13 protein-coding genes are annotated in these 12,764 nt (G+C 63.9%); 6 read left to right on the forward strand and 7 right to left on the reverse strand.

Annotated features, from left to right (window positions below; translation table 11 throughout):
* The first annotated feature begins 6 nt into the window (after nt 1-6).
* Complete coding sequence (locus ACM61V_RS07955; RefSeq protein WP_137787291.1) at nt 7-1,269, forward strand: MFS transporter; 1,263 nt, start codon at nt 7-9, stop codon at nt 1,267-1,269.
* Nucleotides 1,270-1,472: 203 nt separating this feature from the next.
* Nucleotides 1,473-3,023, forward strand: a complete 1,551-nt coding sequence (locus tag ACM61V_RS07960; RefSeq protein WP_137787290.1) for a cryptochrome/photolyase family protein — start codon at nt 1,473-1,475, stop codon at nt 3,021-3,023.
* Between the two features lie 147 nt (nt 3,024-3,170).
* Here the strand turns inward: ACM61V_RS07960 and poxB are convergent, their stop codons facing one another.
* The 3 genes from poxB to ACM61V_RS07975 form a co-directional block, all read right to left on the reverse strand.
* Nucleotides 3,171-4,904 (reverse strand): ubiquinone-dependent pyruvate dehydrogenase, encoded by a 1,734-nt coding sequence (gene poxB / locus ACM61V_RS07965; protein ID WP_419713928.1) that lies wholly within the window; start codon nt 4,902-4,904, stop codon nt 3,171-3,173.
* Nucleotides 4,905-5,051: 147 nt separating this feature from the next.
* Nucleotides 5,052-5,468, reverse strand: a complete 417-nt coding sequence (locus ACM61V_RS07970) for a DUF1330 domain-containing protein (protein ID WP_419713929.1) — start codon at nt 5,466-5,468, stop codon at nt 5,052-5,054.
* Nucleotides 5,465-6,382, reverse strand: coding sequence for a haloalkane dehalogenase (locus ACM61V_RS07975; protein WP_137787287.1), 918 nt, complete (start codon nt 6,380-6,382; stop codon nt 5,465-5,467). Before ACM61V_RS07975 ends, ACM61V_RS07970 begins: the two co-directional genes overlap by 4 nt.
* 105 nt (nt 6,383-6,487) lie before the next feature.
* Here ACM61V_RS07975 and ACM61V_RS07980 point away from each other — a divergent pair, with 105 nt between their 5' ends.
* From ACM61V_RS07980 to ACM61V_RS07995, 4 genes are all read left to right on the forward strand, one after another.
* Nucleotides 6,488-7,057, forward strand: a complete 570-nt coding sequence (locus ACM61V_RS07980; protein ID WP_171007606.1) for a sigma-70 family RNA polymerase sigma factor — start codon at nt 6,488-6,490, stop codon at nt 7,055-7,057.
* Nucleotides 7,047-7,712: an anti-sigma factor gene (locus ACM61V_RS07985; RefSeq protein WP_137787286.1), complete on the forward strand. Its 666-nt coding sequence runs from the start codon at nt 7,047-7,049 to the stop codon at nt 7,710-7,712. Before ACM61V_RS07980 ends, ACM61V_RS07985 begins: the two co-directional genes overlap by 11 nt.
* A gap of 72 nt (nt 7,713-7,784) precedes the next feature.
* Nucleotides 7,785-8,336, forward strand: a complete 552-nt coding sequence (locus ACM61V_RS07990) for a fasciclin domain-containing protein (RefSeq protein WP_419713930.1) — start codon at nt 7,785-7,787, stop codon at nt 8,334-8,336.
* 139 nt (nt 8,337-8,475) lie between these two features.
* Nucleotides 8,476-8,892, forward strand: a complete 417-nt coding sequence (locus ACM61V_RS07995; protein ID WP_137787284.1) for a DoxX family protein — start codon at nt 8,476-8,478, stop codon at nt 8,890-8,892.
* Between the two features lie 6 nt (nt 8,893-8,898).
* Here the strand turns inward: ACM61V_RS07995 and ACM61V_RS08000 are convergent, their stop codons facing one another.
* The 4 genes from ACM61V_RS08000 to egtB form a co-directional block, all read right to left on the reverse strand.
* On the reverse strand, nt 8,899-9,060 hold the full coding sequence (locus tag ACM61V_RS08000) for a hypothetical protein (RefSeq protein WP_249341592.1): 162 nt from the start codon (nt 9,058-9,060) through the stop codon (nt 8,899-8,901).
* A 233-nt stretch (nt 9,061-9,293) separates the two neighbouring features.
* On the reverse strand, nt 9,294-10,250 hold the full coding sequence (locus ACM61V_RS08005; RefSeq protein WP_137787283.1) for a rhodanese-related sulfurtransferase: 957 nt from the start codon (nt 10,248-10,250) through the stop codon (nt 9,294-9,296).
* Nucleotides 10,251-10,328: 78 nt separating this feature from the next.
* Nucleotides 10,329-11,309: an L-histidine N(alpha)-methyltransferase gene (gene egtD, locus ACM61V_RS08010; protein ID WP_137787282.1), complete on the reverse strand. Its 981-nt coding sequence runs from the start codon at nt 11,307-11,309 to the stop codon at nt 10,329-10,331.
* The gene (gene egtB / locus ACM61V_RS08015; protein WP_137787418.1) at nt 11,303-12,568 is read right to left on the reverse strand and encodes an ergothioneine biosynthesis protein EgtB; all 1,266 of its coding nucleotides are present in this window, start codon (nt 12,566-12,568) and stop codon (nt 11,303-11,305) included. Before egtB ends, egtD begins: the two co-directional genes overlap by 7 nt.
* Between the last annotated feature and the right edge of the window lie 196 nt (nt 12,569-12,764).

A 12,764-nucleotide genomic window follows, 5' to 3' on the forward strand; every position in this document is an offset into this window, starting at 1 on the left:
AGGATGATGAACAGGACACGGCTCACGATCGCGCTCGCGCTCAGCTATGCCATCTTCGCGGTTCTGCTCAACAGCGTCGGGACGGTGATCCTGCAATCCATCGAGTCGTTCGGTGTGACCAAGGGCGCCGCCAGTTCGCTTGAAGGGTTCAAGGATCTGTCGATCGCCGCCACAAGCTTCCTGCTGGCGGCGCAATTGCCGCGCTTCGGCTTGCGTCGCGCGCTGATCGTGGCGCTGAGCGGCGTTGGTCTCGCCTGTCTCGCGATGCCGCTGGCACCGGGATTCTGGACAACGCGGCTCGTTTTCCTGGCGATCGGGATCGGCTTCGGGCTCGCGAAGGTATCAGTGTACAGTTTCGTCGGACTCCTCACGCAAGGCAGCGCGCGGCATGCATCGCTCCTCAATCTGATCGAGGGAATATTCATGCTCGGCGTGCTGAGCGGTTATTGGATCTTCGCCGCGTTCATCGATCCGGTCGCGCCCGGGAACCTGCAGTGGCTCAACGTATATTATGTGCTCGCCGGCGCCTGCCTGCTTGTGGTGATGCTGCTTGTCGTAACGCCGTTCGAGGAACGGGCGCTGCAAAATGAAAAGGCTGCCGCGCCCGAGCGCCGTTTCGCCGAGATGCTTCGCCTCGCCTGGCGGCCGCTTTCGTTAAGCTTCATCGCCGCGATCTTCTGCTACGTGCTGGTGGAGCAGGGCATCGGCTCGTGGCTTCCGACGTTCAACCGTGAGTTGCTGGGTCTCTCTGCGCCGATGAGCGTGCAGGCGGCCTCGATCTTCGCGGTGAGCCTGGCGGCGGGGCGCCTGGCCGCAGGCGTGATCGTACGGCGCACGGGCTGGTTTCCGCTGGTCTGCGGCTGCCTCGTCGCGATGGCCATATTGATCGTCGCGGTCCTTCCGCTCGCTGAGGCGCATCATGGCGAGGTGACTGCCTGGAGCCGGGCCCCGATCGCCGCATTCGTGTTTCCGATGATCGGGCTGGCGATGGCACCGATCTATCCGGCGCTCAATTCCGCCATTCTCTCCGCCATGCCCGCGAGCGAGCAGCCGCCGATGGTGGGCCTGATCGTGGTATTCTCCGCGCTCGGCGGAACGACTGGCTCGTTCATCGTCGGCCATGTGTTCGCCGCAGCGCATGGCGCGACGGCGTTCTACATGCTTCTGGCCCCGATCGCCGCGCTGGCCGGGACCACGATTTTGGTAAAAAAGGTGCTCGCGAAAAGCACTCGCGACGAAGGGGCGCCGCTTGATGCCCGAGCTACCTAAATCTAGGCCGCCACGGCCGAGATGGCGTTGTGCGACATGGGCGCGGACACGCGCGCCGATCGGGTGCCGAATAGAGTGATAACAGCGCCACCGACGACGGCCTTGCGGTGCCGGCGGGGATTGACCATGCCGGCCGACGTCCCACCGACGAAGCTGTTCGCTGCGAGGCATCCACACGTCCGGCTGGACGTTGAAGCCGACGTATGACCGTCCTTATCCCCGTGCTTGGCGATCAGCTCTCGCACAGCCTTGCCTCCTTGCACGACGTCGCCAAGGCTGACGCCGTGATACTGCTGATGGAGGTGGCGGACGAAACGACCTACGTTCGTCACCACAAACGCAAGATTGCGCTGATCCTTTCCGCCATGCGACATTTCGCGAAGGAATTGCGGAATGCCGGATGGAGCGTGGATTATGTCCAGCTTGACGCACCCGGCAACAGCGGCAGCTTCACGGGAGAGGTCGCGCGGGCGATCAAACGGCACCGGCCGGCATCCATCCGCATCGTCGAGCCTGGCGAATGGCGCGTGAAGAAGATGATCGACGGCTGGTCGACGCACTTTGATCTGCCGGTCGATATCCTGCCCGACGACCGCTTCGTTTGCGGTATTCTGGAGTTTCAGACCTGGGCACAGGCCCGCACCGAACTCACGATGGAATTCTTCTATCGCGAGATGCGCCGTAAAACCGGGCTGCTGATGAGCGCCGATGGCAAGCCCGAAGGCGGGCGGTGGAACCTCGACAAGGAAAACCGCGCGCCGCCCCGGCGGGGGATCAAGTATCCGGCGCCGATGCACTTCGCGCCCGACGATATCACGGGCGAGGTGCTGGCGATGGTCGCGAAGCGCTTTTCCGGGCATTTCGGGCGCCTCGACAAGTTTGCGCTGCCAGTCACCGCCGGGCAGGCGCGTCGTGCGCTCGATCATTTCATCCGTACCGCGCTGCCCGATTTCGGCACGTATCAGGATGCGATGGTGACCGGTGAGGATTGGCTATATCACAGCTGGCTCAGCCCGGCGCTGAATCTTGGCCTGCTGACGCCGCTCGATGTGGCGCAGGCGGCCGCCGACGCCTACGCCGCCGGCGACGTGCCCCTCAACGCCGCGGAAGGCTTTATCCGCCAGATCATCGGATGGCGCGAGTACGTTCGCGGCTATTACTGGATGGAAATGCCCGATGTCGCGAACGCCAACGCGCTAAAGGCGAAACGGCCGTTGCCAGAGTTGTACTGGACCGGCGATACCGACATGCGCTGCATGGCGGAGGCGATACGCAACACGATCGATCATGGCTACGCGCATCATATCCAGCGCCTGATGGTACTCGGCAATTTTGCGATGCTGGCGGGCGTTCGGCCGCAGGATGTCGCTGACTGGTTTCTGGTGGTCTATGCCGATGCTTATGAATGGGTGGAGCTGCCCAATGTGATCGGCATGAGCCAGCATGCAGATGGCGGGCGGCTGGCGACAAAACCCTATGCGGGCGGTGGCGCATACATCAATCGAATGTCCGACCACTGCGGGCATTGCCGATACGACGTGAAGCAGAAGACGGGGGCAGATGCTTGCCCCTTCAACGCGCTCTATTGGGACTTCCTCGCGCGCCATGAGCGCCGCTTTCGGCGCAACAGGCGGATGACCCAAATGTATGCGAACTGGGACCGGATGGCGTCCGGGCAGCGCGACGCCTATCGCGCGAGCGCCGCGTCGTTTCTCGAAAGCCTTGAACCGGCGGCTGAAGGCTGGGCGCGTTGATTCTCAACAGCCTCCGGATCCGTACTCGGGAGGTATATCCGTCGGGAAGGGAATAACGGTACGCGCAGCGATCGGGATTGCGGCTAGGGCGGTGGCAGGCAAGATGGCGCCACTGCGCCCGTATCCGATGCCGCTAGAAAAGCCGCTTCAGAGTCCCGCGTTTGTTTTGCCAAGCTCTATCACCGAGTCGCCTCGGCCGGACAGGATCGCCTTCGCCATATAGAGAGTGAACCCCTTCATCTGCTCCAGCGTGATCTTGGGTGGCATCGACAGTTCGTCGCGCGCGGTCACGGCATCCAGCAACGCGGGGCCTGGATGCTCCAGCACCGCGCGAACCCCGTTTTCCACCTCGCCCGGATCGGTGATGCGCACGCCGTGCAGACCGATCGCCCGCGCCATCGCCGCGAAATCGGGATTGTCGAGCGAAACGCCGGTTTCGATCAGCCCCGCAGTTTTCATCTCCATTTCCACGAACCCGAGCGTGCCGTTGTTAAAGACGATGATCTTCACTGGCAGCCCAAGTTGGCGAACGGTCAGGAGTTCACCCATCAACATCGCCAGCCCGCCGTCGCCAGACAGCGTCACGACCTGACGATCGGGACAGGCTGACTGAGCACCGATCGCCTGTGGCAGCGCGTTGGCCATGGAGCCGTGATTGAACGAGCCGATCAGTCGGCGGCGCCCGTTCATTTTCAGATAGCGCGCCGCCCAGATTGTCGGCGTGCCGACATCGCACGCGAACACCGCATCTTCGCTGGCCAGCGCGCTCACGACGCGCGCCACATGCTGCGGATGAATTATGCCGGTGCCGGCCTTGCCGTGGGCCAGCTCGTCCAGCCCTTTGCGCGCTTGCGCGTAATCGGCGCGGGCTGATTGCAGGAACGCGCCATCGCGTCCGGCTTTCAGAGAGGGGATCAGCCCCGCCAACGTCGGCGCGATGTCGCCAACCAGCCCCAGGTCAATGGCGGCGCGCCGACCGAGATTTTCCGGCCGCAGGTCGATTTGCGCGACTTTGGCCTTTTCTGGATAAAACTGTCGGTAGGGGAAGTCCGTGCCGAGCATCAGCAGCACGTCGCACCCCATCATTGCGTCGTAGCCACTCGAGAAACCGATAAGTCCGGTCATGCCCACGTCGTAGGGATTGTCGTATTCGATGAACTCCTTGCCACCCAGCGCATGGACGATCGGGGCCTGGAGCAGTTCGGCGACCTGCAGCAGCTCGGCGTGCGCGCCCTTGCAGCCCCGACCGGCCAGAATCGTCACTTTTCCCGCACCGTTCAGCAGCGCTGCAAGCGCCGCTATTTCTGCCGCAGCGGGCACCGTGCAGGCGACCGGCGGCAGCAACGCCGCCGCTGATCGTGTGGGCGTGCCAGTCGCGGCGCGCAATGCCACGTCACCGGGCATCGCCACGACCGACACGCCGCGATGGCCGACCGCCGCGCGTATCGCGGTTTCGAGCGTCCGGGGCATCTGGTCCGCGTCGGAAATCGTCTCGCAATAAACGCTGCATTCGCGGAAGAGCGCCTCCGGCCGGGTTTCCTGAAAGTAGTTCGAGCCGATTTCCGCGCTCGGAACCTGCGCGGCGATCGCAAGAACCGGTACGCGCGTTCGGTGACAATCATACAATCCGTTTATGAGGTGCATGTTGCCCGGCCCGCAAGATCCCGCGCACGCCGCCAGCCGGCCCGTTATCTGCGCTTCTGCTCCGGCGGCGAATGCGGCAGCCTCCTCGTTACGCATGTGCACCCATTCGATCCGGCCCTGGCGGCGCAGACTGTCAGTCAGTCCGTTCAGGCTGTCTCCCACCACGCCATAGATGCGCTGCACCCCGGCGAGATGGAGCGTTTCGGCAAACAGATCGGCAATGGTAGGCTTCGGCATCAGGCTGACTCCGCAGGGCGGGATATTCCCGATCGGCGATCCGGCGGGCAGGACGCTAACGTTTCAGGCCCCGATCGGGATGCAAGCGGTGCGCTCTTTGCATCCGGCACATCGCGCCGTACCACACCGCCAAACGACTGACCAAGATCAGGCGCGTGCCACCGGGGTGGTTCGAATGTTGAGCTGGCCTGCGAGCCCCGCGATCCGGTGCTTCTCGATTGCCTGATATTCGGGGAGCTGGATCATCGCCATCATCGCCGCACGGGAGGGATAGCGCGCCAGCGCAACCATATCCCATAGTTCGTCCACCGCGCCGATCATGATTTCGGTGATGGCACCAGCGTATAGTGCCTCGCCGCCTACCGCCTGAAGGCACGCCCGCACGCCTGCGCCATATCGCGCATAGGCCTCGCGGCCGGAAAGATGCCCTTCACTGCCGTCCGGATATTCGGCGCGCTCCCTGAATTTCAGGAGGTTGAGCATGACAAACGGGCCGTCATCGGCGGCGCTGAAGAATGCCGCCGCCTGCTCGGCCGGCGAAAATACAGCGTTCTCGCAGTTCATCGCACCGCTCCAATATCGTGTGCGATCAGCCCGTCGATCAGCGCGCATAGTTGCTCGGGCGCGTCTTCCTGGATGAAATGCCCGCCGCCCTCGATAATGACATGATCTTGCCCGCACGCGCCGGGGATGGTTTCGATGAACAAGCGCTCGCCGCCGCGGGTCACGGCGTCCTTGTCGCCGAACGCCGCGAGGACCGGGCGATCAAAACGTTCCAGCACCTGCCACGCCGCCCTGTTCTCCGCGACGGACGCGTGATTGGCGGTGATCGGCACCAGCGCAGGGAACTGCCGCGCGCCGGCCTTGTAGCTTTCATCGGGGTAGGGCGCATCGTAAGCGGCGATCTCGGCGGCGGTAAGCTCGCGCGTCGTGCCGCCGTTGACGATCGCGCCAGCCGGGAACACAGGCACGTTCTGGCTGAACGCAAGCCACGCGTCGAAGCCCTGGGACGATCCCTTCCCGATCGGCAGCCCGGTGTTCGACAGGACCAGGCGCGCGAAGCGATCGGGGAATGCCGCGACCAGCCGCAGGCCGATCAGCCCGCCCCAATCCTGGCAGAACAGCGTAATGCCCCGAAGATCGAGCGCAGCGAGCCAGCAGCTCATCCAGGCCACGTGGCGCTCGTAAGTATAGTCGGTGCGCTCGGCTGGCTTGTCCGATCGGCCGAAACCGACCAGGTCGGGCGCTATCACGCGATGTCCGCGGGCGGTCAGCCAGGCAACGAACTTGCGGTAAAGGTATGACCAGCTCGGCTCGCCGTGCATGAGCAGGATCGGCGCCGCACTGCGCGGCCCCTCGTCAAGATAGTGGATCCTGAGCTCGGTGCCGTCCGCGTCGGTAACCGTCAGATAGCGCGGCGCGAACGGATAGTCGGTCAGATTTTCGAATCGCTCATCCGGCGTTCGCAGTACGCGCATGCAGCCCCTCCATATTATGGCACTGACAGTGTCAAAATATCGTCCGAAGGTCAACGAGACGGCGACGCGATTGCCGCCGCACTGTGTCCGCGTTACGAGACGTTCGTGGCAACCTCCTCCGATCAGCCGAATGCGCGGGCGCAACTGGCCGAGGCGTTGCTGCGCACCGGCGCGGAGGACCGTTCGGCGCTTCAGGAAGTGTATCGGCTGACATCCGCGAAGCTATTCGGCATCTGCCTGCGTATCTGTGGAGACCGCAGCAGTGCCGAGGATGTGTTGCATGAAGTCTATCTCACGATCTGGAAAAGGGCTGGCGCGTTCGAACCTGGACGGGCGAGCCCCATTTCCTGGCTGGCGACGATCGCACGCAACCGGGCGATCGATTGGGTGCGTGCGCGCGGCGCGCGGCCATCCAACCCGATTGAGGAGGCCGACAACGTGGCAGACGCATCGCCCGATCAACTGACGCTCATCGAGCGCGATGAGGAATCCCGGCGCCTGCGTGATTGCATGGACGCACTGGACGAGCGCGCGCGCGACGCGATCCGAACCGCTTTCTTCGACGGCGTCACCTATGCCGAACTCGCCGCGCGCAAGGGGCTGCCGCTGGGCACGATGAAGAGCATCGTGCGCCGGGGTCTGCTGCAACTGAGAGGGTGTGTCGATGTCGACTGACGCGCCCGGTTCTGGCCCCGACATGACTGCCGCCGAACTCGCGCTTGGGCTGCTGGACGGCGCGGAGCGCGCGGAAGCGCTGCGTCTCACGCTGTCCGACCCCGCGTTCGCGCGCGAGGTGGAGGAGTGGCGCCATCGCCTCGCCGGGTTGTTCGATGAGTATGCGGAGGTTCCCGCGCCCGAATGGGTGGCCGAGCGACTGGCCGCACGATCGCCGCGACGGCGCGCATCATGGCCGTTCGTCGCGACGCTCGCCGCAATGGCAGCGGCACTGGCGCTGTTTTTCGTCGTCCGGCCGATACTTTCGCCCGTTGCGCCGCATCAGATGATGGCGGCCTCGTTGTTGCTGAACGACAAGACGGCGGCGGTGCCGGCGGTCATCGATATGGCGACCGGGGAGATGCGTGTTGGCGAGGCCGCCGTAGCGCGGGGCGGCAAAAGCGCGCAGCTTTGGATGATCGGCGGCGACGGCGTGCCGGAGGCGATGGGGGTGCTTGCGGCGACCGGACCATCGCGTATGACGCTTCCGGTCGCGACGCGCGCACGGCTTGGCGCGGGCGTCACGCTCGCGATCTCGATCGAGCCGAATGGCGGATCGCCGACCGGCAGGCCGACCGGGCCAGTGGTGGCCAGCGGCAAACTTTCTCTCGCCTGAAGTGCATCCGATCGTCGCTGACGTTCGTATCTGCCTATGCACGCGCGATCTGCGTGTTCCAGGAGCAGGCACATGAAAGCAATCCGTAAGCTGATGTTGGCAACCGCGCTCGCGGCCGGTGCGACCGCCGGTATCGCCGCAACGACGAACCCGATGGTGGGCGGCGCCGCGATGTATCCGACCAAGAACATCGTGGAGAATGCGGTCAATTCAAAGGATCACACGACGCTCGTCGCTGCAGTTAAGGCTGCCGGTCTGGTCGATACGCTGTCCGGCCCCGGCCCGTTCACGGTGTTCGCGCCGACGAACGAGGCTTTCGCCAAGCTGCCGGCGGGCACGGTCGACACCCTGCTGAAGCCGGAGAACAAGGCGCAGCTCACTGCCGTGCTGACCTATCACGTCGTGCCCGGCCGCATCACTGCAGCCGATATCGCCGCGAAGGCAGCGCAGAATATGGGCAAGGCGACCTATGCGACGGTGCAGGGCGAGACGCTGACCTTCACCAAATCGGGCAAGGGCTGGTGGGTCGCTGACGACAAGGGCCACAAGGGCCGTATAACCATCCCGAACGTCATGCAGTCGAACGGCGTCATCCACGTGATCGATACGGTGATGATCCCGTAATTGTAGTATGGGCCGGCGCCATAAAATTAGGGTGCCGGCCCGATCTGCGGTTCGATGGCCGCAGTGTACCGAATGATCGCCGTCATATCTCCATGAACGATAACGCGATGGGTTTGTTTTCATCCCCGAACGCCAAGCGATGAACGCGCGCAGATCATCCTTCGTGAAGGATTTGCGCGGTAATCTGGCACGAGTGACGATCGCGCCGCTCTTCTTGTTGGCGGGCGCCCTGCATCTGACGCGGCCAGACATCTTCGTGGCGGTTACACCGTCGTTCGTCCCTTATCCCTATGAGGCCGTGCTTCTTACGGGTGTGGCCGAACTTCTGGGAGCCGTAGGCCTTTTCGTGCCGCGAACGCGCGCCCTGGCAGGCATGATGCTCGCGCTCTATGCAGTGTGCGTCTACCCTGCGAACATCGCCCACGCGGTCCACGATCTGTCGACCGGCACGGGCCTTGGTTGGGCCTATCATTATCCGCGACTGTTCGTTCAGCCGTTGATCTGCTGGTGGGCACTGGCGGCGGGAAGATGCCTCATCGGGCGATCAAGACCTTGAACTTCCTCAGGTCGCGATTGACCCCCGCGCATCGGCGGCGAATTTCGCGTCGGCCGTCTCCGGCTGCCTAAACAGGGGCATCTTGACCTCCGCGCCGTCACGTTTCTCAGTCACGCGCAGCGGCACGTCAATCAGCGCATTGCCGCCCGTCTCGACCCGGTTATCCATGATGCCAAAGGGGTGTGCGGGGTGAAGCGGATGCGGATCAGGCCGTCGGAGCCGTTCGCGAGCTAGTCGTTCCGATCGCGGCGGGGATTAGATTCCACCAGGCCCGAAGCTCAGCGCTGAAAAAAGTCCGGTTGTCAGATACGCTCGTAACGCGCGCGACGCCTGGCGGATAGAGATGCTGAACGTGCGTGCGGGAAGCATGATCTCTCAGTTTCTCCAAACGGCACGATACCCTAACCGGCTTTTGAGGGATCGAATGACGCGCCGATATGCGCGACGCCACGCTTCTCCGCAAAGCGCGTCTGGCGCATCCGCTCGGCATAGCGGGCGCGCTGGTCGTTGCTGCGCTCGGCATGACAGCGCGGGCAACTGACACCCTCCTCGTATAACGGCGAGGCGCGGTCGGCGGCATTCAGCGGCATCCGGCATGCACGGCACAACTCGTGGGAGCCGGGCGTGAGACCGTGCGATACCGCCACGCGTTCATCGAATACGAAGCATTCGCCCTGCCACAGGCTTTCCGCCGCCGGCACCGTTTCCAGATATTTCAGAATGCCGCCATCCAGGTGATAGACCTGCTCCACACCCTCCGACTTGAGGAAGGCGGTGGCTTTTTCGCAGCGGATGCCACCGGTGCAGAACATCGCCACTTTAGGTTGCGTCTCGCCGCGGAGCAGCGTGTCGCGATTGGCGCGGAACCACGCCGGAAAATCGCGGAAGGTGGGCGTTTCCGGGTCGATCGCACCTGTGAACGTTCCGATCGCGACCTCATAATCGTTGCGCGTGTCGATCAGGATCGTGCCCGGCTCAGCGATCAGCGCATTCCAGTCGGCGGCGGCGACGTAGTGGCCGGCATCGCCGAGCGGATCGATATCCGGCTTCCCCATCGTCACGATCTCGCGCTTGATGCGGACCTTCAGCCGGTGAAAGGGGAGCACGGCAGCGCGCGAGAACTTGGGCTCCAGCGCGGCGCAGCCCGGCAAGGTGCGGATAAGCGCGAGCAATTGCGTGATCGCATCGTCGCTGCCAGCCACCGTGCCGTTGATGCCTTCGGGAGCGATAAGCAGCGTGCCCTTCACACCGAGCGCGACGCAACGGTCGTAGAGGGACGCGCGGATCGCTGGGCAGTCATCGAAGGCGGCGAAGCGATAAAGCGCCGCCACGCAGATCGGCAGATGGGGATCGGTCACGTAAAAACCCGGCTGACAGTCGTTATGTCCTGCGCGCTCTACAGCCCATCCCGCGATTGCGCCACCGCTCGCACCGGCTCAGGGTGCGGGGCGGGCGGGCTGCGCTTCGGCGAGATAGATCGCAAACTGCTCGTCAGGATCGGTCCATTCGGCGATCGGTGTCCATCCACCAGCGCGGAGCAATAGCCGCGCATCGCGCGGGCCGTATTTATGACTGTTTTCGGTGTGGATCGTTTCACCGCGCGCCATCGAGAATGCACGGCCATCAACCGAGAAGGCAATATCGCGCGTCGCCTCCAGATGCATCTCGATCCGCGCACGCTCGGCGTTCCAGATCGCGCGGTGGTGGAAGGCGTCGACCGGAATCGTGCCACCCAGTTCGCGATTGATCCGTGTGAGCAGATTGAGGTTGAAGGAAGCGGTGACGCCGGCGGCATCGTCATAGGCGCGTTCGAGCGTCGCCTGATCCTTGATTCGGTCCATCCCGATCAACAGCATCGCTCCTTCACCGAGCGCTCGGCGCATCATCCGCAGCAGATCGGTCGACGCATATGGGATGAGGTTGCCGATCGTGGAACCCGGGAAGAAGCCAAGCTTCGGTAACGCCCGAACCTCCGACGGCAAAGTCACGGGCGTCATGAAGTCCGCGACCAGCGGATGGACCGGTAGCGCGGGAAAGAGTTGTGCCAGATCGCGGGCGGATTCGTGCAGGAAATCGCCGGATATATCGATCGGGACATAAGCGGACGCTTCGACGGCGGTGAGTACCGTCGGGGTCTTGGCGGACGAGCCCGAGCCGAACTCGATAACCGCCCGGCCACGCCCGGTGTGTCGTACGACATCCTGGCCAATCGTCTGGAGCAATGCTGTTTCGGTCCGCGTGGGGTAATATTCGGGCAGCGCGGTGATATCCTCGAACAGTTCCGAGCCGCGATGATCGTAGAACCATCGCGCGGGGATCGCGCGTGGCCGACGCATGAGGCCATCGATGACGTCGGCACGAAATGCCGCGTCGGGCGCGTTCAGCGTAACCAGTATTTCGTCGTCGCGTTTCAGCATGGAAGGTCCGTTGCCAATCGCACGCCGGTGAACTGCCAGCGCTGATGTGGGTAAAAGAAGTTGCGATAGCTCGCCCGTGCATGGCCGCGAGCCGTTGCGCACGATCCGCCGCGCAGCACGAACTGGCCGCTCATGAACTTGCCGTTATACTCCCCCACCGCGCCGGGCGCAGTGCGGAAGCCGGGGTAGGGGCGATAGGCGCTGCCGGTCCACTCCCATACATCGCCGAAAAAGCCAGGGTCACTCGGCGGGCGCGGTTCGACCGGGCCGGCAGCATCGAGCAGGTTTCCAACCGCACGATCATGGCGCCCGGCCGCGACTTCCCATTCCGCCTCGGTCGGCAGGCGCGCCCCCGCCCAGCTCGCATAGGCATCCGCCTCGAAGAAGCTGATATGCGTCACGGGTGCGGCGAGATCGACCGGCTGGCGGCCGTCCAATCCGAAACGGGACCAAACGCCATCGCCGCTTTCCCAGTAGAGCGGCGCGCCGATGCCCTCGCGTTGTGCCCACGCCCAACCGTCGGACAGCCAATACGCGGCGTTTTTATAGCCGCCGTCGGCGATGAAGGCCGCCCATTCGCCGTTGGTGACGGGTCTATCCGAAATAGCATATGGCGCCAGCCAGGTGCGATGTCGCGGCCCTTCGCAGTCGAAGGCGAAGCCGGCACCGTCATTCCCGATCCATGCCTCGCCGCCGGGATGCTCGATCCAGCCAGACTTAGCGGGCAGGGCGACCGGGCGGCGACGGGCGACAGGCCATATCGCGGGCTCGAGCGGGTTTTGGGAGAACAGGTGCAGGATATCGGTGAGAAGCAGCTCCTGATGCTGCTCTTCATGATGGCAGCCCAGTTCGACGATCTCGCGCGCCTGATCCGGAAGGGCCGGCAACGCAGCCAGCAGCGCCTCGTCCACCGCGTGGCGGTAGCGGCGGATTTCGTCCAGCATGGGGCGCGTAAGCATCCCGCGGGCTGCGCGGCTGTGGCGCTTGCCCTCCGCTTCATAATAGCTGTTGAACAAGAAGGGGAAGCGATCGTCGTGCAGGCGATAACCGGTCACGAAATCGCGCAGCACGAAGGTCTCGAAAAACCATGTGGTGTGCGCAAGATGCCATTTGGCCGGGGAAGCATCGTCCATGGACTGGACTGTGGCATCGGCATCGGACAGCGGCTCGGCCAACGCCATTGTTAGCGCGCGCGTGGACGCATAACGGGTGGCGAGTTGGCTATCGGAAAGGCGGGAGCCGGATCGCGCGGCGCGCATATTCTGACCCGAGCTTTCGATCGTCATCTTGCTTGCATCCGTGGGATTGATAAGACGACGAACTGCTACGCCGTTCGACTGCACACCCCCGTCGTGCCATCATCAAGCCCGTCGGGAACCAACAAAACGCAGATGTGCATGATTTGTTCATCGAAAGTCCAGATACCGCTCGAGCCGGTGCTTTTGGATCCGCGCG

This window comes from Sphingomonas sp. TX0543, from assembly GCF_048565505.1.
Classification (GTDB): domain Bacteria; phylum Pseudomonadota; class Alphaproteobacteria; order Sphingomonadales; family Sphingomonadaceae; genus Sphingomonas.

Bases quoted from the DNA above. Each gene is read 5' to 3' on its own strand.
- ACM61V_RS07975 (WP_137787287.1), bottom strand. From the start codon at position 6,382: ATGCGCGTACTGCGAACGCCGGATGAGCGATTCGAAAATCTGACCGAC.
- ACM61V_RS07955 (WP_137787291.1), top strand. From the start codon at position 7: ATGAACAGGACACGGCTCACGATCGCGCTCGCGCTCAGCTATGCCATC.
- egtD (WP_137787282.1), bottom strand. From the start codon at position 11,309: ATGCTGAAACGCGACGACGAAATACTGGTTACGCTGAACGCGCCCGAC.
- ACM61V_RS08000 (WP_249341592.1), bottom strand. From the start codon at position 9,060: ATGGATAACCGGGTCGAGACGGGCGGCAATGCGCTGATTGACGTGCCG.
- ACM61V_RS07985 (WP_137787286.1), top strand. From the start codon at position 7,047: ATGTCGACTGACGCGCCCGGTTCTGGCCCCGACATGACTGCCGCCGAA.
- ACM61V_RS07960 (WP_137787290.1), top strand. From the start codon at position 1,473: ATGACCGTCCTTATCCCCGTGCTTGGCGATCAGCTCTCGCACAGCCTT.
- ACM61V_RS07990 (WP_419713930.1), top strand. From the start codon at position 7,785: ATGAAAGCAATCCGTAAGCTGATGTTGGCAACCGCGCTCGCGGCCGGT.
- egtB (WP_137787418.1), bottom strand. From the start codon at position 12,568: ATGCGCGCCGCGCGATCCGGCTCCCGCCTTTCCGATAGCCAACTCGCC.
- poxB (WP_419713928.1), bottom strand. From the start codon at position 4,904: ATGCCGAAGCCTACCATTGCCGATCTGTTTGCCGAAACGCTCCATCTC.
- ACM61V_RS07995 (WP_137787284.1), top strand. From the start codon at position 8,476: ATGAACGCGCGCAGATCATCCTTCGTGAAGGATTTGCGCGGTAATCTG.
- ACM61V_RS07970 (WP_419713929.1), bottom strand. From the start codon at position 5,468: ATGAACTGCGAGAACGCTGTATTTTCGCCGGCCGAGCAGGCGGCGGCA.